The organism is Actinotignum timonense (assembly GCF_900155575.1).
GTDB classification, from domain to species: domain Bacteria; phylum Actinomycetota; class Actinomycetes; order Actinomycetales; family Actinomycetaceae; genus Actinotignum; species Actinotignum timonense.
The window spans coordinates 839621-863800 of record NZ_LT706966.1 but is presented as its reverse complement, the minus strand read 5'-3'; the positions used below and the strand labels follow the sequence as shown (position 1 = coordinate 863800).

At 65.3% G+C, this 24180-nt stretch carries 16 protein-coding genes and 1 pseudogene; 5 read left to right on the top strand and 12 right to left on the bottom strand.

Annotation, left to right across the window (positions count from 1 at the left end; genetic code table 11):
• Positions 1-153 precede the first annotated feature (153 nt).
• Positions 154-1257: pseudogene (locus CZ322_RS03605) on the bottom strand (acyltransferase family protein); the annotation flags it as partial.
• A gap of 197 nt (positions 1258-1454) precedes the next feature.
• Here CZ322_RS03605 and CZ322_RS03600 point away from each other — a divergent pair.
• Positions 1455-2489 carry an ABC transporter ATP-binding protein gene (locus CZ322_RS03600; protein ID WP_087070254.1) on the top strand — a complete coding sequence of 345 codons (1035 nt, stop codon included), beginning with the start codon at positions 1455-1457 and terminating at the stop codon, positions 2487-2489.
• Positions 2486-3397, top strand: coding sequence for a hypothetical protein (locus tag CZ322_RS03595; RefSeq protein WP_087070253.1), 912 nt, complete (start codon positions 2486-2488; stop codon positions 3395-3397). The genes CZ322_RS03600 and CZ322_RS03595 overlap by 4 nt, the downstream gene beginning before the upstream one ends.
• A 370-nt stretch (positions 3398-3767) precedes the next feature.
• On the opposite strand, the gene CZ322_RS03590 is transcribed toward CZ322_RS03595, so the two are convergent.
• Positions 3768-4958 carry a Fic family protein gene (locus CZ322_RS03590; RefSeq protein ID WP_234984444.1) on the bottom strand — a complete coding sequence of 397 codons (1191 nt, stop codon included), beginning with the start codon at positions 4956-4958 and terminating at the stop codon, positions 3768-3770.
• 437 nt (positions 4959-5395) lie between these two features.
• On the opposite strand from CZ322_RS03590, the gene hrpA reads away from it, so the two are divergent.
• On the top strand, positions 5396-9931 hold the full coding sequence (gene hrpA / locus CZ322_RS03585) for an ATP-dependent RNA helicase HrpA (RefSeq protein WP_087070252.1): 4536 nt from the start codon (positions 5396-5398) through the stop codon (positions 9929-9931).
• A gap of 24 nt (positions 9932-9955) precedes the next feature.
• On the opposite strand, the gene CZ322_RS03580 is transcribed toward hrpA, so the two are convergent.
• The 6 genes from CZ322_RS03580 to CZ322_RS03555 all read right to left on the bottom strand — a co-directional run bounded on the left by CZ322_RS03580 (position 9956) and on the right by CZ322_RS03555 (position 16353).
• On the bottom strand, positions 9956-10693 hold the full coding sequence (locus tag CZ322_RS03580; RefSeq protein WP_087070251.1) for a hypothetical protein: 738 nt from the start codon (positions 10691-10693) through the stop codon (positions 9956-9958).
• A 268-nt stretch (positions 10694-10961) separates the two neighbouring features.
• Entirely contained in the window at positions 10962-11660 is a 699-nt protein-coding gene (locus CZ322_RS03575; protein WP_087070250.1) for a hypothetical protein, read from the bottom strand.
• Positions 11661-11713: 53 nt separating this feature from the next.
• The gene (locus CZ322_RS03570) at positions 11714-12853 is read right to left on the bottom strand and encodes a hypothetical protein (protein ID WP_087070249.1); all 1140 of its coding nucleotides are present in this window, start codon (positions 12851-12853) and stop codon (positions 11714-11716) included.
• Between the two features lie 86 nt (positions 12854-12939).
• Positions 12940-13593 (bottom strand): low molecular weight protein-tyrosine-phosphatase, encoded by a 654-nt coding sequence (locus CZ322_RS03565; protein ID WP_087070248.1) that lies wholly within the window; start codon positions 13591-13593, stop codon positions 12940-12942.
• 397 nt (positions 13594-13990) lie between these two features.
• On the bottom strand, positions 13991-15112 hold the full coding sequence (locus tag CZ322_RS03560) for an ABC transporter ATP-binding protein (protein WP_087070247.1): 1122 nt from the start codon (positions 15110-15112) through the stop codon (positions 13991-13993).
• Between the two features lie 287 nt (positions 15113-15399).
• Positions 15400-16353: a LysR family transcriptional regulator gene (locus CZ322_RS03555; RefSeq protein ID WP_158319014.1), complete on the bottom strand. Its 954-nt coding sequence runs from the start codon at positions 16351-16353 to the stop codon at positions 15400-15402.
• A 424-nt stretch (positions 16354-16777) separates the two neighbouring features.
• On the opposite strand from CZ322_RS03555, the gene CZ322_RS03550 reads away from it, so the two are divergent.
• The gene (locus tag CZ322_RS03550) at positions 16778-18286 is read left to right on the top strand and encodes an MFS transporter (RefSeq protein WP_087070245.1); all 1509 of its coding nucleotides are present in this window, start codon (positions 16778-16780) and stop codon (positions 18284-18286) included.
• The gene (locus CZ322_RS03545) at positions 18286-19320 is read left to right on the top strand and encodes an L-idonate 5-dehydrogenase (protein ID WP_087070244.1); all 1035 of its coding nucleotides are present in this window, start codon (positions 18286-18288) and stop codon (positions 19318-19320) included. Before CZ322_RS03550 ends, CZ322_RS03545 begins: the two co-directional genes overlap by 1 nt.
• Before the next feature lie 744 nt (positions 19321-20064).
• Here the strand turns inward: CZ322_RS03545 and CZ322_RS03540 are convergent.
• From CZ322_RS03540 to CZ322_RS03525, 4 genes are all read right to left on the bottom strand, one after another.
• Positions 20065-21492 (bottom strand): N-acetylglucosamine-6-phosphate deacetylase, encoded by a 1428-nt coding sequence (locus tag CZ322_RS03540; protein ID WP_087070243.1) that lies wholly within the window; start codon positions 21490-21492, stop codon positions 20065-20067.
• A complete protein-coding gene (locus tag CZ322_RS03535) occupies positions 21493-22263 on the bottom strand; it encodes a glucosamine-6-phosphate deaminase (RefSeq protein ID WP_026429182.1) in 771 nt (256 codons plus the stop codon). It abuts the gene before it with no gap.
• 97 nt (positions 22264-22360) lie between these two features.
• Positions 22361-23035, bottom strand: a complete 675-nt coding sequence (locus CZ322_RS03530; RefSeq protein ID WP_087070242.1) for an N-acetylmannosamine-6-phosphate 2-epimerase — start codon at positions 23033-23035, stop codon at positions 22361-22363.
• A 39-nt stretch (positions 23036-23074) separates the two neighbouring features.
• Positions 23075-24172 carry an ROK family protein gene (locus CZ322_RS03525; RefSeq protein ID WP_087070241.1) on the bottom strand — a complete coding sequence of 366 codons (1098 nt, stop codon included), beginning with the start codon at positions 24170-24172 and terminating at the stop codon, positions 23075-23077.
• Between the last annotated feature and the right edge of the window lie 8 nt (positions 24173-24180).

Genomic DNA, 24180 nt, shown 5'->3' with positions numbered 1-24180 from the left:
GCGCAGGCCAGTCCACCAGCCGCGCAAACCCGCGCGCCAGCCGGCCCGCGCCAGGCGCGCGCTCGGCTGCTCCACGCAGCGATAAAACAGTTCCGCCACCAGGCCCACCACCAGCAGCTGCCCGATCTTGGCCGCCCCGGAAATCTCCGCCGTGCGGGTAGCCGGATTCATGAGCAAGAGCAGCGGATAGTGAACCAGGTACAGGGAGAAGGACCGCGAACCCACATAGGCAAAAGGCGCACTGGCCAGCACCCGGCTCAGGCCCAGCCGCGGGTTGTGCACAGTGAGCACGATAAGGGCGGTCAGGAGCGCCGTCGTCGTTAAACCACCCGCGTACGTGAGGGCCGATTCACCATCCGCCCATACAGCCAGCGCCAGCAAAGCCAGGAGAGCGGCGCCGGTGCCCACCCGCAACGCGAAAGCGGCGGTGGCGGAATGTGCGGGAGGCTGCGGCGTCGTCGTACTATCTGCGCGCGGCCACAAAGACGCAACATAGGGCGAAACGAGAGCCGCGAGCGCGCCGATGAGGAGTTCAGCGGCGCGGGTGTCCAGACCGTAGTAGGCGCGGGTGGAATCCGGGCCCGCGAAGAACAACACGGCCATGAGCAGGGCGGATGCGAGGGCCAGGCCCGCCACGATCCGGAGCGTCGAATAGCGCACCCGGCGCAGGGCCAGCAGGATAAACGGCCAGACCAGGTAAAACTGAGCCAGGACCCCCAGGTACCACAGGTGTGTGAGCGGGGAGGGCAGGCCGGACGCCGCGAAATACGGGACCTCGCGGAAAATATAGACCCAGTTGCTCGCGAAAAGCGCGGCCGGGAGGGCGTCGGCCTGGACTTTCGGGAGGAGGCTGGGCGCGATGAGGTAGCTGAGGAGCGCAGCCCCCGCGATGGTGACGAGAACCGGGGGCCACAGGCGCAGGAGGCGACGGCGCAGGTAGCGCCGGTAGGAGAAGCGGCGTTCGCGGCTCAGCTCGCGCAGCACGCTGCGGGTGATGAGGAAGCCGGACAGCACGAAGAACACCGTGACGCCCACGAAACCGCCGGTGAGCAGCGCCGGGCGCATGTGATAGAGCACCACCGCGATGATCGCGAGCGCGCGGATGCCGTCCAGGGCGCGGATGCGGGTGGTGCGGGGTGCCGGCTGCTCGGGTCGTGCCGCTGGTGCGGGCCGCCCCGCCGCTTGCGCGGGAGTGCCCGGCGCAGAGGTGCCCGCGGCGGGCAACGGCGACGGTGTGGTGCGTGAGGATTGCGGCATAGGCACATTCTAGGACTGCGCGAATACGGGGCGGCGAGACACGGGGCGGCGGTGCGTCCATGAGATGAGCGCCACCGGGGAGCGGGCGGGGCGGCGGCGCGGGACGACGCGGGACGACGGCGCAGTACGGCACAGCGGCGCAAAGTGGGCGGCTGTAGAATTGCGACGTTGCCTAATCCAGCACGAAAGGACTGCCTGTGATAACAGTCGAAGCCCTGACGAAACGCTACGGTGCGACCACCGCGGTTGATAACCTGAGTTTCCAGCTCCAGCCCGGGAAAATCACCGGGTTCCTCGGCCCGAACGGTTCGGGTAAATCCACCACGATGCGCTGCATTATGGGGCTGGATCGCCCCACCTCCGGGCGCGCCCTCATTGCCGGGCTGCCCTACGAGCAGCTCGCCTCCCCGCTCACCACGGTCGGTGCACTGCTGGACGGCAAGGCCTTCCACGGCTCGCGCAGCGCACGCAGCCACCTGCAGATTCTGGCGGCCACCCACGGGATTCCCGCGCGGCGCGTGGACGAAGTGATCGAGCTGACCGGGATCGGGAGCGTGGCCAAGCGCAAGCTCAAGGGCTTCTCCCTGGGCATGGGCCAGCGGCTCGGGATTGCCGCGGCGCTGCTGGGCGACCCGGAAGTGCTGCTCTTTGACGAACCCGTAAACGGCCTGGATCCGGACGGGGTGCGCTGGGTGCGTCTGCTCATGCGCACGCTCGCGCAGCAGGGCCGCACCATTTTGGTCTCCTCGCATCTCATGAGCGAAATGCAGCAAACCGCCGACGACCTGCTGGTCATCGGGCGCGGGCGCATGATCGCCTTCGGGCCCATCGAAAGCTTCACCGAGGCCGCGGCGAATACCACCGTGCTGGTGGCTTCCCCGAACCGGGCTGGCCTGGAGAGCGCGCTGCGGGCAGCCGGGCTGGACTTCCAGGATGCTAGCGAGGTCGCAGGGCCCGCGGCGGCGGGGGCGCCCGCATTGGGTGCAGCCGCCGCATCGGCCGGGACGGCCGCGCCGGGCACAACCGCGGCACCCGCACCCATCGCCCGCTTCGCGATCTCGGGCGGTTCGCGCGCGGACATCGGCAAAATCGCCTTCGAGGCGGGGGTGCAGCTGGACGAACTGGCCACCATCCACCGCTCGCTGGAAGATATTTTCATGGACCTGACCGGCCACGACGTCGAATACGGCGCGGGCCGCCCCGCCACGAACCTCCCGGGAGGCCACCAATGAGCACTACTTATGTCCCCGCCAGCCCCGGCGCGCACGGCCCCGGCGCTCCCGGTGCCGCCGCGCCGCAGCTAGCTCAGCTCCCCCCGCGCATCAGCCAATTCGCCGCGCCGAGCTACCGCGTCACGCTGGGCCGCTCCGTGCGCTCCGAACTGCGCAAGATCCTCACGCTGCCCTCGCTGCGCTGGACGCTCATCATCGGCACCCTCTTCTCGCTGGCCATCACCGCGCTAACCGCCTGGGGTTCCAGCGAGCTCGAACTCAACACCTACGCCACCGCGATGGGCGCGGAGCATTCGCTCGCCGCCTACGTCCTCATCAGCGCGAGCACCATTTTCCAGATCATCATGGTGGCTTTCGGCGCCGTCACGGTGTGCTCGGAATACGCCGCGAACACCATGCGCTCCACCGTGAGCGCCGACCCGCGCCGCTGGCGCAACGTGGCCGCCCGCACCCTCGCGCTCAGCCTGATTGCCCTGGTCACCACGCTTGTACTCCTGGTGCTGGGCGCCGTGGTGGGCACCCTCTTCGGCCTCACCATCGGTTTCAGCGGCGACGCCTGGTGGCTCTACCTCAACTTCATCATCGCCATGGTCACCTCCGCGTGGATGGCCCTGGGAATCGGCTATCTGCTGCGCAGTTCCGCCGGCACCATCGTGCTGATCCTCGCGGTGATGATGCTGTCCCCGGTGCTCGCGCTTATTCCCTCCGAGTTCGTGCGCAGTTTCGTGATCCCCTACCTGCCGCCGATGCTCCTCACCGCGGCGCTCAGCCCGCCCGGCCTCAACGCCGGCGCCGACGTCACCTCGTTCACGGTTTCCAGCCCGGCCATCGGTCTGGGGCTGTGGTGCGCGCTGGCGGTGGTACTGCTTGCGCTGGGTGGCTGGCGCTTCTCGCGTTCTGACGTGTAGTCGCGCCTGAGCCGCGGCGCTTTTACGTACGGCACTTTCCAGCGCGGCGTTTTTAGCACGACGACGCAGGTGGGGCCCGGGCAATCGCCCGGGCCCCACCTGTTTCACTAGCCCGCGGGCAACCCCAACCGGTAGGAAGCTCCGGCCTGACTTGCACAGCCTTAGTGACCCACCACCCCTCAGCAGCCGGCAGTCGGGTCACTAATCTGCACGAGTCAGGCAAACCGGCGAATGATGGACAAGGGGCACTTCCCCATCATTCATCGGCGCTTGTGATGGTAAACCAGCAGGAGAAGCACACCCCCTCACAGCCGGAAAAGCCAGCCGAGATGCCCGCCAAAGCGCCCCGAAGGCCGCTGTCGGCTCAGGCTCAAACCAACACCCGAACGATCGCAGGCGCGAAATACACTTTCGGCCGAGCGCTCTCGTTGACGGCGGCCAAGATTTCCAGATTCTCTAGCTGCCTAATTAGCTCGCCCGCTCGCGCCACTGAAAGATCCAGTTCTTCCGCTAGCGCCTTAGTCGTGAAAGTGATTTTCGCGATGGCTAAATCGACCACACGCAGACCCGCTTCTGAACGTAGACCAGAATCACGCACTTTGCCTTTGAGCACATTTCGAACACGCATCAGCTCCTGCACCTGGCGCAAGGCCTGGCTGGCCGATTGCCCTATTCCTCTGGCGAAAAATTCGACGTACTCATCCCAGTTACCGGCGGTACTTACCGCAAGCAGCCGGTCATAGTATTCTGCTCGACGGGCTTCAAACCAAGGCGAAACGGAAAGCATCGGCTCGGAAAGCACACCCTGAGACATCAAGTGCAGAACTATCAGCAGCCTACCGAGCCTGCCGTTGCCATCCATAAACGGATGTAGAGTCTCAAACTGATAATGCGACATTGCGGCGGCGACCACGGGGTCTATCCGCTCAGAATGATCCTGCCCTATCCATTCCACCAGCCTTTCGACGCCCGAAATCAGCAAGTCCCCCGGAGGAGCTGGAACAAACCTAGAGGAAAGTATCGCTGGCTCATTTGCTTTGGCGCTACTTCGCTTACCTATGACAACCTGACGCTCTCGCAGCCGTCCGGATTGCCCAGCCAGTCGAGTGCCTTTCACCAGCTCCCCCTGCAGGGCAGTAAGCATCCCAACAGATATTTCTCTCCCGTAACTCAACCATTCAAAAGCCGCATAGGACATATCCAGATAGTTGACGATCTCACGCATGGTCTCGTCTTCTGGCGAGTCAACATCAGTTGTCATGACTCGCTCCAGAGGAGCATATGTGCCTTCCAAAGCAGAGGTGCTTTGCGCTTCCCGACGAAGAGCAGAACTTCTGAAAAGAGCAGGGTTAGGAAGCTGTAAAGCAACAGCGTCCAAAGCAGCCAAGCTAGACCTGGCATTTGCGACTTGGACGACAGTCCGCCCAGACAGCTCAGGCATCTCAGAAGGAAGCACGGCGGGCACGAACGCCTTATGCTCCCAACTACCCAAAATGGGATCACTGCCCGCAATGTCCACCAACGAACCCATCTGCGGGGCAGTAAAGTCTTCAAGCCTCATGACGTAAATTTTAAGTCACCGCGACGCACAAACCCAGGCTCAATGATGGACAAATGCCACTTCCCAAGCAAAACCACTAGCAAATGATGAACAAGAGGCACTTCCCCATCATTCAGCAGCTCCATTGATGGTAAACCAGCAAAGCTGAAGCCGGCCAAGAAGCGGAGGGCTAATAGACAAATGGGGGTGCGCGCTGGCGGTGGTGCTGCTCGCGCTGGGTGGCTGGCGCTTCTCGCGTTCTGACGTGTAGTCGCGTCTGAGCCGCGGCGCTTTCCAGCGCGGCGCTTTTACGTACGGCGCTTTCCAGCGCAGCGCTTTTTAGCACGACGACGCAGGTGGGGCCCGGGCAATCGCCCGGGCCCCACCTGTTTCACTAGCCCGCGGGCAACCCCAACCGGTAGGAAGCTCCGGGGAGGCGTGGAATAATGAGGCACGATATGGATAAGTCTCAGGAACCCGCAGCGCCCTCCGGCAAGCGCAACGGCCGCCGCAATCACCACAAGGCCCGCCGCAACCGCAACAACCCGCGCGGGCCGCGGCCCTTCACCCCCGCGCAACTCGAAGCGCGCCGAGCCGCTGTTCCGCACATCACCTACCCGGAAACCCTGCCCGTTTCCGCTCGGCGCGCGGAGATCCGCGAGGCCATCGCCGCGAACCAGGTGGTTATTATCGCCGGGGAAACCGGCTCCGGGAAAACCACGCAGCTGCCGAAAATCTGCCTGGAGCTGGGCCGCGGCATCACCGGGCTCATCGGGCACACCCAGCCGCGGCGCATCGCCGCCCGCTCGGTTGCCGAACGCATCGCGGCCGAACTGGGGCAAAAAGTCGGCGGCGCCGTCGGCTATCAGGTGCGTTTCACCGAAGAAGTGGGCCCCACCACGCTCGTCAAACTCATGACGGACGGCATCCTGCTCGCGGAAATCCAATCCGATCCGCAACTGCTGCGCTACGACACCCTCATCATCGACGAAGCGCACGAACGGTCCCTCAATATCGACTTCATCCTCGGCTACCTCGCGCGCCTGCTGCCCGCGCGCCCCGACCTCAAAGTCATCATCACCTCCGCGACCATCGACACCGAGCGCTTCGCCGCGCATTTCGGCGAGCACCGCGCGGGCGGCCGCCCCGGCGACACCGCGCCCATCATCGAAGTGTCCGGGCGCACGTATCCGGTGGAAATCCGATACCGGCCCCTCGATGAGGAACAGGGCACAGACCAGGAAGAACAGTACGACGACGCCGGTGCGCAGCGCGTAACCGCGCCGCGCACCCCGGGCCGGGCGGCGGCACTCGATCAGGTGAGTGGAATCGTGGCGGCTGCCGAGGAGCTCATGGCGGAAGGCGAGGGCGATATTCTGGTCTTCCTCTCCGGGGAGGGCGAGATTCGGGATACCGCGAAGGCGCTCGATGATGAGCTCGGGGCGCGGTATGTGGCGCCCGGGGGGAGCTCCAGCGCGCCGGGTGCCGTGGAGGTGCTGCCGCTGTTTTCGCGGCTTTCCGCGGCGGAACAGCACCGGATTTTCCAGCCCGGGCCCTACCGGCGCATTATCCTGGCCACGAATATTGCGGAGACTTCGCTGACGGTCCCCGGGATCAAATACGTGATCGACCCAGGTACCGCCCGCATTTCGCGCTACTCGAATAAAACGAAGGTGCAGCGCCTGCCCATCGAGCCGATTTCGCAGGCCAGCGCCAATCAGCGTTCGGGGCGGTGCGGGCGCGTGACGGACGGGATTGCGATCCGGCTCTATTCCGAGGATGATTTCCTGGCTCGGCCCGAATTCACCCAGCCGGAGATTCAACGTACGTCGCTGGCCGCGGTGATTTTGCAGATGCTCGCGCTCGGGCTGGGCGCCGTCGACGATTTTCCCTTTATTGACCCACCCGAAGCGCGGGCGGTGCGAGCCGGCACCCAGCTCCTCGAAGAAATCGGGGCGATAACGTACGGGGCCTTTGGTGCTGCGGGCGCGGCTGGGGCCGAGCGCGGCACCGCGGACAGCGACCCCGCACGGAGCGACCACCCGGAAAGCCGCTGGACGGAAAGTAGCCGCGCCGCGCAGCGCCACGCCCCGCGCCTAACCGCCATCGGGCGGCAGCTCGCGCGCTTGCCTATTGACCCGCGCCTGGGCCGCATGCTTATCGAGGCGCAGCGCAACGGGTGTGCTTCCGAAGTGTTGGTGCTGGTGGCGGCGCTGTCGGTGCAGGATGTGCGCGAGCGCCCCACTGAGAAACGCGCCCAGGCTGATCAATTCCACGCGCGTTTCACGGCCGGCTCCTCGGATTTCCTCGCGTATCTGACGCTGTGGCGCTATCTGCGCACCCAGGCCCGCGAGCTGTCCGGTTCGGCGTTCCGGCGCATGTGCCGCGCGGAATTCCTCAACTACCTGCGTTATCGCGAGTGGGCGGATGTGGTGGCGCAGCTCGAGCAGATGGCGCGGCCGCTGGAGCTGACGATCCGCCGCCTGGCGCTGCCCAGCTCGAAGCAGATTCGCGCCGCGGCCGAAGCCGGGGCCGGTGCGCCTCAGCTGGGTGGGGCACCGAATTCCGGGGCGGTTGCTCATGCCTGCCGTGAGCTCGGGCGCGGTTCGGATACCCCGGAGTCGGGGGCGATTCACCGGTCGCTGCTGGTGGGGCTGCTGTCCAATATCGGCAATTATTCCCCGCGCAGCCGCGATTACCTGGGCGCGCGCGGCACCCATTTCGTGATTTGGCCGGGCTCGGGCCTGCACCGGCGCACCCCCGAGTGGGTGATGGCCGCCGAGCTGGTGGAAACTTCCCGGCTGTTCGCCCGCACCGTGGCCGCGATCCAGCCGGAGTGGATTGAGCCGCTGGCGAAGAAGCTGGTGCGGCGTTCCTATTCGGAACCGTATTGGTCGGCGAAGAACGGCGCGGCGATGGTCCACGAAAAGGTGACGCTCTACGGGGTGACCCTGGTGGCGGACCGTCCCGTGCTGCTCGCCACTTCCGGTTCGGATGCGGCGCGCGAGCTGGCCCGCGAGATGTTTATTCGCCACGGCCTGGTGGAGGGCGAGTGGCGCACCCACCACGAGTTCCTGGCCCGCAACCGCGCCGCCCTCGAGGAGGCCGGCCGCACCGAAGATAAGCTGCGCCGCCACGGGCTGGTGGCCGATGGTGACGCGCTGGCCGCGTTCTACGAGGAGCGCATCCCGGAGAACGTGGTCTCCGGGCGGCATTTCGATTCCTGGTGGAAGAAAGAACGCCACGCTCGCCCCGAGCTGCTCGATTTCACGCAGGATTTCCTGCTGGGCGGGGCCGGCGGAAGCGCCGCGGAAGAGGACTTCCCCACCGAATGGCGCCAGGGCGATATCACGCTGCCCATCACCTACACCTTCGCGCCGGGCTCGTTCAACGACGGCATCACCGTGGACGTCCCCATCGCGCTGCTCCCGCGCCTGCGCCCGGACGGTTTCGACTGGCTGGTGCCCGGAATGCTGGGCGAACTCGTGGTCGCCACGATCCGCGCGCTGCCCAAACGCGTGCGCCGCAACCTGGTGCCCGCGCCCGACGTGGCCCGCGATATCCGCGCGGTGCTGCCCACCTGGGAGGAGGCCGTACACGGCGGTACCGGTGCGCGCGGGGGTGACGCGGACGGTAACGCGACCGGCGGTAACGTGCACGGCGGTGACGTGCACGGAACGGAACCGATTTCTTTCGAGGAGGCTTTTCGCGCGGCTACGGCCCGCGTGCGGGGTATTGAGATCGACGACGCCGCATGGCAGGAGGTGAATCTGCCCGCGCATCTGACTGTGAATTTCCGGGTGCGTTCGGAGCGGGGTGCGGTGCTCGAGGAATCAACGTCGCTCGAGTATTTACAGCGCAGTCTTGCCCCGCAAACGAAGGCGGCGGTGGAAAACGTGGTGGCCGGGGCGGTGGCCCAGGCCCTCGATGAGGCACGGGCGCGGTTGCGCAGGGCGCAACCTTCCGCTACCTCTCGTAGTACCGGTTCGAATCCTGCCCCCGGTTCACCGGACTCAGCGAAGCCCACCGCGAGCGCGTCAGCCACCAGTTCGTCCAGCACCACCAGTTCGGCCGAGGCGGCCGCCACCGAACTCGCATCCGGGGATGCTTTGACCGGCTGGCCCGAGGTAGAACAGGGGATTATCCCGGCGGTTATCGAAACTGAGGGCCCGGCCGGGACCGTTCGTGCTTACCCGGCGCTCGCTGATCGCGCCGGAAAGATTGTGCTCGATGTGGTGGCGGAACCGGGTGAACAGGTGCGGGTGCACCGCGGCGGCGTGATTCGTTTGCTCGCGGATGCGCTGGCGCTGCCCGAGGGCCGGATTACCTCGCGCTGGGATGGCGAGCTGGCTTTGCAGCTGGCGGGTAGCCCGGCTCCGTCCACGGCAGCGTTGGTGGCCGATCTGCAGTGGGCAGCGGCGCGGAATCTTGCCGACCGCTGGGGTGCGGCCAATGATGCCAGCCCTGAAGAGCTGCGTTCCGGGCGTGAATTCGAGGAATTGCAGGCGTGGGCTCGTGACGAGTTCGAGGACGAAGTGTTCCTGATCGCGCAGGGCGCGGGCAAGGCCGCGGCCGCCTGGGCAGAGGTGGAACAGCTGGTGCGGGATAACCGCTCGGTGGCGCTGCTTGCCACAATGAGCGACGAGCGCGCCCATCTGGATGCGCTCATGCCCGCCGATTTTGTGCGAGCCACGCCGGCAGCACGCTTCTGGGATTTGCCGCGTTATCTCCAGGCCGCGAAACTGCGCATTGAGAAGGCCGCGGTGAATCCGGCAGCCGATGATTCGCTCGCCTGGCAGGTGCAAACCGCGGCGGAAGCGGTGGAAAGTGCCCGCGAAGAAGCCAGCTACGCGGCTTTCGATCCGGGCCGCGCGCGAGTGCTCAACCATGCCCGCTGGCTCCTGGAAGAACTGCGCGTCTCGCTTTTCGCCCAGCAGTTGGGCACCAAGGAAAAGGTTTCCGTCAAGCGCATTCAGAAGCTATTGGCCAGCTAAGGGCCCTAAGAGCCGAGCACCCCATCACTTCTCGGTCACGAAGAATCCCCGTGTTGCTTCGAAATCGACGGTGGAGTTTCCGTACTTTTCCCAGACGTTATCTGCCAGGTTTCCCTGAGGTGACACGTGCCAGAAGTAGGCTGACCCCAGTTTCCCCTCCGCGTAGTTGAGGGTCTGGAGCGCGCCGAAACCATCAGTTCCAGCAGGCGCCTGGCACTTATCTCCCCCGCGTTCCACACCAACGCCACCGCACTCCACATAGAACACAGCCGCGTAATCCAGGGCGGTGTTTTCATCCAGCGGGCCGAGCCCGAAATTCTTCTCCAGAGCGCTCACGAGTTGCGTGGAATTCTTCTTGTCGAGAGCAACAATGGGAGCCAACTCCGTGTCATTCACTTCAACTATTCCGTCCCCGGAGAGTACGGTCTTTTCTTTCAGATCCGTATGACCCGGAATCGTCCGCTCCGAAAGCTCCGTTAAAGTACGAGCGTTCCCGGCTCCGTAGATCATATTCCAGTTCTTTTGCGCACCCGACTCCTTGAGTTCCTCATCGAGAGCTGCAGAAACCCGCGCGAAAGCTTCATCCGCGCCACCGGCAGCTGATACCGGCGCATCGCTAGTCACGGACGTAGGCGCAGCCCCGACCGAACCGGATTCCGTGCCTTTTTCCGATGAGCACCCGCCAGCCGCGAGCGCGAGCGCTAAAGTTCCAGCAGCCACGAGAGATACTACGGGCCGCGAGCTAATTTTTTGAACAAACATAATGGGATCCTCATAAGTATTGAGAGGAAACAAGGATGGCGGACCGTGGCGTGAGAGCCCGCATATTTCTGATCGGCGTCATCGCTTATCAGGTGCGTTAGGTTCGTTCTGACGGCAACTGTCTCGTCCGCCTTCAATGTATGTTAACTGAATTATCCAGCGGTGTGCAATGGCTTCCTGAGATGTAGTTGTGAGGGCTCTCGTCATGGCCGAGCCGCGATGCGCCTAAGCGGCCGGGTGCATATATGCGTCGTCGTACTTCTTGGAATTACAGCAGGCTGACGATGCCCATGATGACGGCGGCGAGCAGCGCGCCGGCGATCATTCCGCCCCACCATTCCAGCTGATCCCCGGTAGTGACCCGGTCGAGGGACTGCGGCTTGAACGGCAGCACCGGCGCGGTATTGGGCAGCAGCTTGGGGCGCTGTTCCAAGGAACGCATGAGGGCTTCTTGTTCCGGGCTGGCTTCCTCCACGTTGGCGAGCCCGCCGTAGCCCTTTTCGGTTTGGCGCAGCGGGAGCAGAGTGCCGGGCTTGCTCTCCGCAAAGCCTGCCTGCTCGGCGCCATGCACCGCGATAACGGTGCGGAAATCTGCGGATTTATCCACCGGGCGAACCACCACCGGCACCATGAGCGCCTGCTTGCGGCGGCTATTGCCGACCGTGCGCATCCGCCGGCTTTCGTCGGTCCCCAGCACTCGAGCAACCACGTCCACGCCGGGCGCGACCGGTGTTTTATCGCGGATCAGCCACGGCAGCGCCAGCAGGAAAGCCACCACCGCGAAGGCAGGGATCAAGTAAAACGCACGCGAACCGACCAGGGCATTCGGGAAAGCGATGAGTCCGAGCACCACGCCCGCGCCCAGGCCCCACAGGGTGCCGGTGCATACCCGCCGGGCATGATCGATAGGCCGCGCCGCCGGGAGGTTGCCTTCCCGCCAAATTTCAGCCACAACATTGGTGCTCATACGTCCTTCCTCTTCTCTCGCGCCGTTATTAGCGCTTTCCATGGTAACCCGGGCTAGCGCAGGCTTTCACTTTCCAGCACCACGTCCCCGTTCTCCACCCGGAAGCGCACCGCGTGCTCCCCCTCGAAAACCCGCGCGGTATCCGAGCGTTTCTCCCAGCTCAGCGGGGCAAGAAGCCGCCACTCGTAGCTGCGCTCCAGCACGCCTCCCCGCACGCTCACGGTTCCGCCCAGCCCTTCCACAGACGCACTCACCTGCGGCTTCTCTTTCCAGCTCAGCTTCTCCTTACGGGTATCCCCGAACGTACGATCCTTGCGGAAAGTAGCCGGGCAGCCAGCTGGCGGCGTCGTCGTACCATCACCGCGCACGCAACTTTCCACGAGGCGTTCCACCAGTTCCACGGCGCGTTCGCCCGCGGCCGGGGTGGCCTGGGCGCTGAGACGCGCGGTCGCGGTCTGGCCGGGCCGCACCGTGGCGGTGGCGCCGGCCCCGAAGGTGAGGTAGCGCGAATCGCCGGGCGCCGCGACGGTGTAGTCGCCGGGGAAGGCCGGGGCGGGTTCCTGGGGCGCGAGGGCGACGGGTACGTCGTTGATGCTGGTGAGGGTGGGAGGGGTGGAGGCTGGGCCGCCGCCTACGGTGGGCGGTTCGCTGCCGGTAGTGGGCGTGGTGCCCCCGCCGGAAGCTTGCTCGGTGCCGCGATCGGCATCGCGCTCCACGCGCAGCTGGCCGAGGGCGCCCTCGCTCACCTGCCAGCGCGGGCTCAGGATCGGGGTGGTGCCGCGGCGCACCAGGGTGAGGCTCAGGGGTTCTTGGGTGCCGTTGTAGCTGACGACGCCGTCCACGCGCACGCTGGTTTCGGTGCCGGCGCTGGCGGCATTGCCGGAGCCGGTGCCATTGCCGGAGTCAGCGCCATTACCGGCGCCGGTTTCAGTTTCGATGCTGCTGGTTTCGCGCACTTGGAAATGGGCGGGGCGGCCCGGGACGGCGCGATAGACTTCGTCGCTCAGCAGGGCGAAGGATCCGGAAAGTGCGCCGGGATCGGTGAGGTCCAGGGCCTCGCGAGCGCGGCCTTCTTCGAGGGCGGCCATATATCTGCTGGCCACGGCCGCGGGAGAGTAATAGGTGGCCGCGAGGAACTGGCGCACGGCCAGCACCGCCAGGGCAATCAGTAGCACCGCGAGCGCGCCGAACAACACCCTCCGCCGGCGCATAACTATACGGGCGCGCGCCGCGGGCTGGGTACTCACCTCAGGCTGAATGCCCACCTCAGACCGAGCGTTCACCGCGATGCGGGCAGGTGACCGCGCAGCAGCTCCACGAGGCGCTCGGAGCCGGCTTCCACGCAGGTGAGCGTCGCTTCGAATTCGCGCGCCGAACCGCCCCACGGATCGGGCACATCGTACTCGCCGGACGAATAATAAAAATCGGAAGAATGCTGGCGACCCGAGGCGCGCCCGGCGTCGTCGGAAAGAATGCCGCCGTGCCCGAATACGCCCTCCGGCGCGATCCCTACCTTCGGCAGCGCGAACTCGGTCCACAGGTGAATATTGGTCAGCGAAAGGGAGAGGGAGCGGCACAGCCGGCGCACCGCCCGGGCGTGCCCCGTGGTCATGGCCAGAATCAGGCCGGCGTTTTCCAGTTCCTCGGCGGTGACGCGGTGGGCCCGGTGGTGATCGGGCAGGTCATAGCCGTGTTCGGTGAGAGTGCGTTGGGCGGGCGGGTAAATCGGGTTGCCGGATTCCTCATTCGAAACCCCCGCGGACGCCACCGCAATATCAATACCGGCATCGCGCAACCGCTGGCGCAGCACGATTTCCCCCATGGGAGATCGGCAAATATTCCCGGTACAGACAACAAGAATGCGGGGCCGTTCCGCCAGCGCGCGAACGACGCCCGCACCGGGGTAGGCAGCGGGAGTGGCACTTTCCGTCATGCTGGCAAGTCTAGGCACCGCGCCTGAAAAGTTTTGAGCAGTAGGTCTCATCGAGTGCATACTACGCTGAAAGTATGCAGAATCCCGGGATAGAAACGCCCGGGCACGTGTGACCGGGCGGCCCAGATCACCCGTGTTGAGCTGCGGAAAAGTCACGTCCGGGCAGTTCTGCGCCGCGGTTATGCATAATCCCAGCTGAAAGCGCGTGATTTTCGCCACGGCCCACATGGGGCACGATTGCGCGCTCATTATTGAGTAACGACGACGCAGGGCCGGGGCGCGTGCGCCCCGGCCCTGGGAATCAGGCCACTGCCTTAGCAGCCTTGCATCGCCTACATAATGCGGGCACTACCCCGGGATAGGCGATGCGGTGCTACCCCCGCGGGTGCTACCCCGGCTAGTTGATGCGGGTGCCATCCCCGGCATGGAACACATGGATAGCATCCAGGTTCGGGGTGGCGTACACGGTGTCACCCACCGCGGGGGCCTTGAATGGCGGAATCCGCACAACCACCTGGGAGGAGCCATCGCCCGAGCCGAAGCCGGACTTCTCCACGCCGGCGATCTCGCCATACACGTAGTTATCCGAACCCAGGTTCTCGACCATATCCACCATGATCGGCACCGAGCTTTCCCCGGGCTCGCGCGTGAGCTCCGTGAAGGATTCGGGGCGCACGCCCAGGATGACCTTGCCCTTGTCATCCGGGGTGATCGCATCGATCACCGCGCGGGGCAGGCGAATGCGCGCTTGGCCGAGGACTGCGTCGTCGCCCTCAATATTAAAGGTGCCGAGGTTCATGGCCGGCGAACCAATGAAGCCCGCCACGAAAGCGTTTTGCGGCCGGTTGTACAGCTCATCCGGGCTGCCCACCTGCTGCAATACCCCGAAGTTGAGCACGGCGATGCGGTCGCCCATGGTCAGCGCTTCGGTTTGGTCGTGGGTGACGTACACCGTGGTGGTGCCCAGGCGGCGCTGCAGGGTAGCGATCTGGGTGCGGGTTTGCACGCGGAGCTTCGCGTCCAGATTGGAGAGCGGTTCGTCCATGAGGAAGACCTGCGGGTTACGCACAATCGCGCGGCCCATCGCCACGCGCTGGCGCTGCCCACCGGAAAGCGCCTTCGGCTTGCGATCCAGGTACTCGGTCAGGTCGAGGATCTGGGCGGCTTCCTTGACGCGCTTATCAATTTCTTCCTTCGGGGTGCGCGCGATCTTGAGCGCGAAGCCCATATTCTCCGCCACCGACATATGCGGGTAGAGAGCGTAATTCTGGAACACCATCGCGATATCGCGGTCCTTAGGCGAAACATTGGTGACATCGCGGTCCCCAATATAGATACGCCCGTCATTAATATCTTCCAGCCCGGCGAGCATGCGCAGCGACGTTGATTTACCGCAGCCGGACGGGCCAACAAGAACAAGGAATTCCCCGTCAGCAATTTCGAGGTTGAGCTGATTGACAGCCGGGGTATCCGACCCCGGGTAGATACGCGATGCGTTCTCAAATGTTACAGATGCCATTACTGGTCCCTTCACCGGCAGGTACGTGCCGGACGATCCGAGTGAAGAGTGCCGTTGCGGGCACCCGAAGCTCCAGCAGCTGTGGTACGACGACGCCGCCCCTTGGCAGGCCGCAATGCCCCCACGCCCGGAAACCCGGGCCATGTACAAAATGCTGTGACTTCAGAGTGTCCACTCTGACACAGTCGCCCTGTGCGACATACCCAATTTTGCCAGGCGCCGGCGCGGATTTCCAGCTCCGCTGCCATGTTTTGCGCAAAGCTTCCAGGCTTTTCCCGGGTTCGGAGCTAGCTGGTATCCCCCGCATCACTCCGCTGCGGCTGGAGGGAGCGCACGCCGGCGGGCAGCGGAATCGCCAGGATCAAATCGCGCACATACTGGCCAATCGGGGTGAGGGGCACCGCGGTATTCGCCACCACGGAAACTTCCCGCCCGTAATCACCCGCGATAGCAATCGCGCGCAGCCCCTCGTGATCGCAACTGCGAAAAGCCAGCAGGTTAATAACCGGGGTGAGCAGCCCGGCCTTGCACATATTGAGGAGAGTCTGGGGTTGCTCGGTACGGAAGTCCGCGATACGCGGCTCCAACTCCCATAAATCAAAAGCGGCGCGCATTTCCGGGTCGATGCTCAGGCCCGGTGCGCCGGTCAGCCCCAGGGTGACCTCCGCAAGATCTCCGGGAGCCACCACCTCCACGCCCTGGAAATCCGGGGAATTCTGGCGGACCACCGCCACGTACGGCTCCCACCACAGGCGCTGTGAATCAGGAATGGAGGGCAGCGAACTAAATTGTGAAACGATGGCCAGCTGCGCGTGCCCGGCCCCCACTTTCTCCAATAATTCCGCGGAGGTGCGCTCCAGCAAATTAACGGAAATACCGGGCTCCTCCAGCTGTAATTGCGCCAGCATTCCCGGGCATAGCACCGCCGAGATAGAAGGAATCACCCCGAGGGTAACCGCGCCCACCAGGCTGCCCGATTCGGTATTGAGCTCATCGACCGCATCGCGCAGCTTCACCAAGATCTCCTCGGCGCGCGGTAGGAACGTTTCCCCTTTCGCGGTAAGGGTGCAGGGAACATGGCTGCGATCCACCAGGGTATGACCCGTCGCCCGCTCCAAATTCGCAACGTGGAGCGATACCCGCGACTGACTGCTGTGGAGCAAACGAGCCGCCCGCGAAAAGGACGATAATTTCGCAACGGCAACGAAAGACTCCAACCATTCAAGTCGGTCGATGCGCATAAAACCCGCCACGACTATGTGGCACCAACGAGCTCTCCGATAATTTACCTGGCGCATTTCAAGTTCTTTCGCGGCGAGTCGGCTCCCCCGGCGGCGCGCGGCTGCGCGCCGCCGGGGCGGCGTCGTCGTTCCACCACCGCCCGCACCCACCCGGGTGGGCGAGTTATCCGCGGAATCTCGCGGCGCTTCGCCCGCGTTACCGCCCTGCCACGCCCACCGTGAGCGCCTCGCTCCCACCCCGCCCGCGTATCGCTATTCGAAATCCGCATATGACATATCGAAATATCGCCGTCTCTCGGGCGTGATTTCGGCGTATTCCCGCCGCGATACTGAAGCCATCGGAGCTCGCTTATCCCTCCGGCAATCCGCCCGGAAAGCAGCTTCTTCTCAGTTAACACAACGAAGTGAATGTGGAAGGCACCTCATGTCCAAACAACACCCGCCGGGAACAGTAACCGCCCCGGTGCCCACGCGCTCGACCTCGGACCTGGTCAAGGCCGCGGTTTCCGGCTGGCTCGGAACAGCTCTGGAATTCATGGACTTCCAGCTGTACTCCCTGGCCGCCGCGCTCGTCTTTAAAGACATTTTCTTCCCCGCCGGCCACCAGTCCATGGCCATCCTCGGGGCTATGGCCATTTACGGTGTGGGCTACGTGGCCCGCCCGCTGGGCGCCTGGTACTTCGGGCGGCTCGGTGACCGCATCGGCCGCACCAAAGTCCTCTTTATTACCATCGCCATGATGGGCGTGGCCACCACCCTCATCGGCTTCCTCCCCACCTACCAAGTGGTGGGCATTTGGGCGCCGATTATGCTGGTGATTCTGCGGCTTATCCAGGGCTTCGGGGCCGGCGCGGAAATTGCCGGCGCCTCCGTGATGCTGGCCGAATACGCCCCGCGGGAACGCCGCGGCATTATTTCTTCGCTGGTGGCCCTCGGCACCAATACCGGCACCCTGGGCGCCGGCGCGATCTGGGCGATCATGCTCGCCACCATGGGCACCGACACCGTGGTCGCGTGGGGCTGGCGTATCCCCTTCATCGCCTCGGTTGTACTCATGGGCCTGGCTGTATTTATCCGGCTGCACCTCAAGGAATCGCCCGTTTTCGAGGCGGCTACCAGCGGGGAGATTCTGGACGACGCCGCCCTGGTGGCCACCTACGACCAACCGCTTCCCTCGCGCGCCGAGCGGAAGGCGGCGGCTAAGGCCGCCCAGCGCGAAGCCCAGCGCGAAGCCGCCGTGGAAGAACTCGCCAAAACCCCGAAGTCGTTCAAGGCGTTCATGGCGGCCTTCCTGCTGCGCTTCGGCCAGTCCGGTAATTCCGGCATGGTGCAGACCTACCTCATTACTTTCCTGACCGCCCAGATTCTGGTGGCCAAGGACGTGGCTTCCGCCGTGGTGGTCTACTCCTCGCTGGCCGGCTTCATTACCGTGCCGATTATCGGCTGGATCGGCGACCGCATCGGCCGCGAGCGCACCTACCGCCTGGTCACCGGGCTGGGGATTCTCCTCATTATTCCGTGCTTCCTGCTCATGGTCTCCCCGCGGTTCCTGGGTGAACTCAATGCGCCGGAGCTGGTGGACGGGCAGATGGTGGACCATTACGGCACCCCCACCCTGTTGTTCTTCATCGGGTACATCGTGCTGCACAACATCACCGTGCTGGCCATGTTCTCCCTGGAAAACATCACGATGGCCGAATGCTTCGGCTCCGCGCACCGCTACGAGCAGCTGGCGCTCGCCAAGGAAATCCCGAATATGATCACCGCCGGTTTCGGCCCGCTGATCGCCGCTGGCCTGGTGCAACTCTTCGGCGGTTCCTGGATCGCTTGCGCGATTCTCATGTTTGTTTACACCGGAGTCACCCATATCACCGCGTGGCTCATGCCCGAAATTACCGGGCGCGACCTCACTCTCAAGGAGGATGCATTCTAATGAAGGCTGTACAAGTTCGTACCGATACCCCCAAGCAGATTCATATCACCGAGGTTCCCGACCCGGTTGCCGGCGCAGGCGAGGTGCGGGTCCGCATGGAATGGGGCGGCATTTGCGGCTCCGACCTGTCCTACTGGAAGAACGGTGCTTCCGGGACCGCGATTATGCGCGAACCGCTGATCCTCGGCCACGAAGTTGCCGGCGTGGTGGACCAGGTGGGCGCGGGCGTGACCGGAGTTGAGGTGGGCCAGCGGGTGGCGATCTACCCGCCGACCCTCGTGGGCGAACACGATATCCCGGAAAGCACCCGCGGCAAAGATAACCTATGGCCGGAGGTCCGCTACTTCGGATCCGCGGCTTTCTTCCCGCACGAGCAGGGCGGTTTCTCCACCTACCGGGTGGTGCGGCCCGATCAGCTCCGTGCGCTGCCGGAGAACGTGTCGACGAAGGAAGGCGCCGTCGCCGAACCTCTCGCGGTGGCGATGCACGCCGTGAGCCTGGCCGGGGATCTGTCCGGCAAGCGCGTGCTGGTGAACGGCGTGGGCCCGATCGGGGCGTTGGCCGTGGCCGCCGTGAAATTCGCGGGGGCGCGCGAGGTTATCGCTTCCGACGTGGCCGCCGAATCCCTGCGGATTGCGAGCGCGATGGGCGCTACCAGCACGGTGAACCGCAGCGCCGGTGAGGAGCTTCCCGCCGACGTGGACGTCACCATCGAAGCGTCCGGCGCCGCCGTTGCCATCGGCGATTGTTTGCTGGCGACCGTGCGCGGCGGCACCATGGTGCAGGTGGGGAACTTGCCGGCCGGCGCGGTCTCCGTGGTGCTCGGGCAGCTGGTCACCCGCGAAATCACGTACAGGGGCTCGTATCGGTTCAACCCGGAGTCCATGGACGCCGCGATTGACGCGATGGCGCGCGGATTGGACGTTTCGCCCGTGCTCACGCACGAATTTAAGATCGACGACGCCGCAGCCGCTTTCGCCACCGCCGATGACCGGTCCACGGGGTCGTCCAAGGTGATGCTCCAGCTCAGCTAGGCGGAGCAGGCCGGCCTGGCTAGGCGATGCACTCTCGCCCGGCTCGGGCTGGCCTTGCCTCGTGAATCGCAGCGTACATCGCGCAACGCGCGGTGTACCTCGCTCATGAGGCGACGAAGGGGCACGGACTTACGGGTCCGTGCCCCTTTCCGTACCCCGACCGGTCCGCGCGAATCTCACGACCCTCGCGAACCCCAATAGCCACACAAGCCCCTGCGGTGGCGGTATGTATTGTCAGAGATGTAGTGCAGATGTCGTACATGCGAAGTACACCCCGGAAAAACACCCCACCTCCCGCCTGGGCTAACCCGTTTCCACCTGCTGCTGCCGAACAAAGTGGTACCCCACGACAGCGGAACGCACAAAGTGGTACTGCACGACAGAAATTTAGGGTTTGGCTGTAGCTCCAGTACCACTTTGTTTTTGGGGGCCGGAAAGTCCCCGGCGAATCAAGTTCCAAGTTCCCAAACCCCCAGGCGGGCAAAGAAAGCGGGGCGCGGGCCTGAGCCCGCGCCCCGTGGAGAGGGGCAGGATCGACACGCCCGATCCTGCCCGAGGGAGGCAGTGAACGCTTCCCGGCTTGTGGTGCTGCCGTACCCGCGAATGCTTCCAACGTGGACCATCGGCGAGTTCCGGCGTGGAACCCCGCGGATCCCAGCGTTGGACGGCCAAGGTATGCCATACCGGAGCCTCACGGAGTTCCGGCGTAGAAACTCCCGTGCTCCTCGGCGTGGAACCCGATGGCTAGGAGTGGGAGATTTCCACTCCCTCGCGAACAACCGCCAGCGGGGTCATCGCCTCATTCCAGGCGACCAGATTGACCGGCTTGCCCGGGGTGAAGTCCACCGTGACACCGGGAGCATCCCAGGCGCCACCGGCGTAGACCGGTCCGGCCACCGTGGCCCGCACCAGCTGCGGGAGCGTCAGCTTCCCGCGCCCGGCGAAGAGGGCCACCTGATCGGCCAGCACCGATGCACCCCCGGCCAAAGTATCGGTACCTTCCAGGTAGCAGGCGCCGTCGCGCACTTCCACCGCGAGCCCGCCCAGGGTGTACTTCCCGGGAGGCATACCGGCCGCGGCCAGGGAATCCGTAACGAAGAAAGCCCCGGGAATACCCAGCTGGCCCGCGCCCGCGCTCCCAGACGCCCCGGCCCCGAGATCCGGCTCATCAAGGTAATCCACCACATCCTCGACGAGGTCGGGATGCACGTGGTAGCCGTCGGCAATCACTTCCGCGCTGATGAAACCGCGGCGCGCCGCTTGAATGTACTCGCGGATCGGGCCGGGAGCCCGGTGCGTAAAAGCGGTCATCGCGTTGAAAAGATGCGTGACAGTTTGTGCGGCTTCCTGCCCGACGGCGCTACCGGCGACAGTCCCGGCGCCACCGGCTTGCCGCGCATCCGCGCCCGCGCCCGAACCGGCTCCCGTGCCAGCCCCAGCAAGCACCGCCAGCGGCGTGTATCCGTGCCGCCGCGCCACTTCCAGGGTGCGCGCGATTTCGGCCCGGGTGACCGCGCCATCCCCGTGGGAATGCCCCCAGGACGGCTTGCCGCCATATTCAAGCAGCAGCTCGGCGGCGCGCTGGGCGCCCTCCGCTTCCGGGGCCACCGTCATCGTCTTAATCCAGCCGCGCCCGGCCTCCAGCCAGGAACGCAGCTCGGCCTCGTCCACCGCGCGGATCACCTCGGGGTTCTGCGCCCCGCACTTTTCCCGCGAAATATACGGGCCTTCCAGATGAATACCGGCCAGCTCCCCGCGCTCGCAGAATGGCACCAGCGCCTCGATCTGCGGGAGTGGATCCGCCAGCGACACCAGGGAAGCGAACATCGCGGTGGTCCCCCCGCGCTGGTGGGTGCGGATCGCCGTGGCGATCTCCTCCTCCGCATAGTTATCCGGGAAGGCGAAGCCGCCACCGCCATGGCAGTGAATATCCACGAGGCCCGGGGTAATAACATGAGCCCGGCGCACCCGCGGGTTATCCGCGCCCAGCCCGAAAGCCTCCGCGGCCCGAGCTTCAATCCCGCGCGACTCCCGTTCCGCAGCCAGCCCCGCGGTTACCGCGGCGGCCTCCTCAGCGGTGAGCAGCCGAGCCAGCGTACCGGCGTCGTCGATCTCAATACCGTACCCAACCTCGCGGCCGTACCCGTTGAGAACGCGCCCCAGGTAAAACACTTAGATCATCTCCCAACGCGCGCGGTACAGGTCCGTCAGCTTGAGCTGCGCGGCGGCCGCTTCGTCCAGGAGCACGGTGACATCCGGGTGCATCTGAATAATCGTGGCGGGCCAGAAGGCGCTGATGGGGCCTTCGCACAGCTCTCGCACCGCATCCGCCTTATTCGCACCGAAAGCGAAAAGCACCAGCTTCTTCGCCTCCATAATGGTGCCTAGGCCCTGGGTGATGCAGCGGGTGGGGACGGCCGCTTCGTCGCCGTCGAAGAACCGCGCATTATCCTTGATGGTTTGCGGGGCCAGCGCCTCCACGTGAGTGCGCGAGACCAGCGAGCCGCCCGGCTCGTTGAAGCCGATATGCCCGTCTGCGCCAATGCCGAGAATCTGCAGATCCACCCCGGCCGCACCGATCTTCGCATCGTAGTCGGCGGCCGCGGCCTGCGGATCCGGGTTCTGTGCATCGGGGGTATTGAGGCCCTCCTCGGTCAGGCCGGTCTTATCCTCGCCCACGAGGTTGCGGCGCAGCACATTGCGGTAGGACTCCGGATGCTCCGGATCCAGCCCCACGTACTCATCCAGGGCAAAAGCCTTGGCGCCGGAGAGGTCAAATTCGCCGGCCGCGTGGGCCTCGCGCAGCGCCGCGTAGAGGAGATCCGGCGTGGAACCGGTGGCCACCCCGAGCGTCGCGTGCGCGTCACGCGCGAAAAGATCCTGGATAATGCGTGCGCCCTCGCGGGAGGCTTCTTCCGCGGTGGCGAAAATTCCGATATGCATGAGTTCGTCCTTTCCCGGGCGCGTTTCACGTGAAACGCGGCAATGGTCAGTGCTCGCGGGCCCCGCGCTTCGGTTGCGCGGGAACCCTGGTGAAGTTTTAGTTTTCGACGGCCTCGCGGAACCACGTGGTGATCGTGGTTGGGTGCGTAATAGCAGTTCCGACGACGGCCGCCCAGGCGCCAGCTTCCATGACAGCCCGCGCTTGCTCCGGAGTGTGGATGCGCCCTTCGCAGACCACCGGGATCTCCGGGAATTCCGCGACCATCTGGGCCAGCAGTTCAATATCGGGGCCGTCCGTCTTCGGGCGATCCCCGGAGTAACCCGCCAGGGTGGTGCCGAGGATATGGCAGCCGGCCTTGGCCGCCACCCGGGCATCCTCAATCGAGCCGCAGTCCGCCATGACGAGCGCGCCGTCGTCCAGAAGAGCAGCCACGGTTTCCGCGAAGCTCAAGCCATCCGGACGCGGGCGAGACGTGGCATCGAGGGCCACAATATCGGCGCCGGCGCTGATGCAGGCGCGGGCGTGGCGCAGGGTCGGGGTGATGAACACGCCTTCGTGGCCCTCTTTCCACAGGCCGATGACAGGCACTTCCACCTGGCCTTTAATCGCGGAAATATCCGCCAGGCCCTGGCAGCGAATCGCCGCCGCTCCCCCGCGCTCGGCGCCGAGGGCCATCTGCGCCATCGTTTCGGGGTGGCGCAGCGGTTCGCCTACGTACGCCTGGCAGGACACGACGAGGTGCCCGCGGAGAGATTCGATCATCGGATGCACGGTAACTCCTAAGTTATAACGAGAAATGCAGAAGTGTAGTTATGCGGTGCGGCGCGCGGTGTGCAGGAAGTGAACGGCCGCGCCGATGAGCGGGGCCTGCGATCCCAGGCTACCCTCCACAATCGGGGTGGCGGCGGTGCCCACCATGGCATCGCGCCGGTAGCCCTCGCGCAGCGCGTCCATCCAGAACTCGCCCACGTGAACGAGTGAGCCGGACAGGATAATAACGTCCGGGTCGAAAGAATTCGCCAGCCCGCCCAGGGTCTGCCCGAGCGCGAAAGCACCGTCCGTGAACACCTCGCGCGCGAACATATCGCCCGCGTCCACGAGGGCTTTCAGTTCCCGGCCTCCACGTACGACGACGGGGCGCTGCGCGCCCGGGGCCCGCAGGTAGGCACTTTCGGGAACATCGGCGATCCCGGTGAGGGAAGCCGCTGCCGCGGCGGCGTAACTCGCGCCCTCCACGTGGGCTTCGGCCTGGCGCTTGGCGTAGAGGCGGGCCGCCCCGCTGCCCGAGGCCACCGATTCCACGTGGCCATCGCGCCCGCAGGAGCACACCAGCCCGGCGGCATAAGGATGGTGAATATGGCCGAAGTGGCCGGCCACCCCGTGCGCGCCGAAGAGGATGCGCCCGTCGATCACGGCCGCGCCGCCCAGCCCGGTTCCCACCGCGATCACGAGGGCGGTACGCGCGCCGGCGCCCGCACCGTAGGTTGCTTCCCCGAGGGCGTGGCCGTGCACGTCATTGAGGACGCGCACCGGCAGGCCGCAGCGTTCGGCAAGATGCGGGCCGAGGGGCTGACCGCCCCAGCCGGGCATGGTGTCCGTGGCGGAAGCGATGCATCCGCTCTCCACGTCCACCACCCCGGCGCTGGCGATAGCAATTCCGCGCACCGGCGTTCCGGCGGCGCTGGCTGCCGCGATCTGGCGTTCCGCGAAATCCGCGATATCCGCCAGCACGCGTGCTCCGCCGCGCCGCGCTCCGGTAGGAATACTGGCTTCGAGGGAGATGCGCGGGGCATCACCGCCCGGGGCGGTGGCCGCAAAGGTCACCACCGCCCCCGCGATTTTGGTTCCCCCGATATCCAGCCCGAGCAGCGAGAACTCAGACCCGGGCTGGAACGGTGCTACCTTCATGAGTGCTC

Excerpts from the sequence above, each read along its gene's own strand:
- CZ322_RS03595 (WP_087070253.1), top strand. The coding sequence starts at position 2,486 with ATGAGCACTACTTATGTCCCCGCCAGCCCCGGCGCGCACGGCCCCGGC.
- CZ322_RS03590 (WP_234984444.1), bottom strand. The coding sequence starts at position 4,958 with ATGAGGCTTGAAGACTTTACTGCCCCGCAGATGGGTTCGTTGGTGGAC.
- hrpA (WP_087070252.1), top strand. The coding sequence starts at position 5,396 with ATGGATAAGTCTCAGGAACCCGCAGCGCCCTCCGGCAAGCGCAACGGC.
- CZ322_RS03580 (WP_087070251.1), bottom strand. The coding sequence starts at position 10,693 with ATGTTTGTTCAAAAAATTAGCTCGCGGCCCGTAGTATCTCTCGTGGCT.
- CZ322_RS03575 (WP_087070250.1), bottom strand. The coding sequence starts at position 11,660 with ATGAGCACCAATGTTGTGGCTGAAATTTGGCGGGAAGGCAACCTCCCG.
- CZ322_RS03565 (WP_087070248.1), bottom strand. The coding sequence starts at position 13,593 with ATGACGGAAAGTGCCACTCCCGCTGCCTACCCCGGTGCGGGCGTCGTT.
- CZ322_RS03560 (WP_087070247.1), bottom strand. The coding sequence starts at position 15,112 with ATGGCATCTGTAACATTTGAGAACGCATCGCGTATCTACCCGGGGTCG.
- CZ322_RS03555 (WP_158319014.1), bottom strand. The coding sequence starts at position 16,353 with ATGCGCATCGACCGACTTGAATGGTTGGAGTCTTTCGTTGCCGTTGCG.
- CZ322_RS03550 (WP_087070245.1), top strand. The coding sequence starts at position 16,778 with ATGTCCAAACAACACCCGCCGGGAACAGTAACCGCCCCGGTGCCCACG.
- CZ322_RS03545 (WP_087070244.1), top strand. The coding sequence starts at position 18,286 with ATGAAGGCTGTACAAGTTCGTACCGATACCCCCAAGCAGATTCATATC.
- CZ322_RS03535 (WP_026429182.1), bottom strand. The coding sequence starts at position 22,263 with ATGCATATCGGAATTTTCGCCACCGCGGAAGAAGCCTCCCGCGAGGGC.
- CZ322_RS03525 (WP_087070241.1), bottom strand. The coding sequence starts at position 24,172 with ATGAAGGTAGCACCGTTCCAGCCCGGGTCTGAGTTCTCGCTGCTCGGG.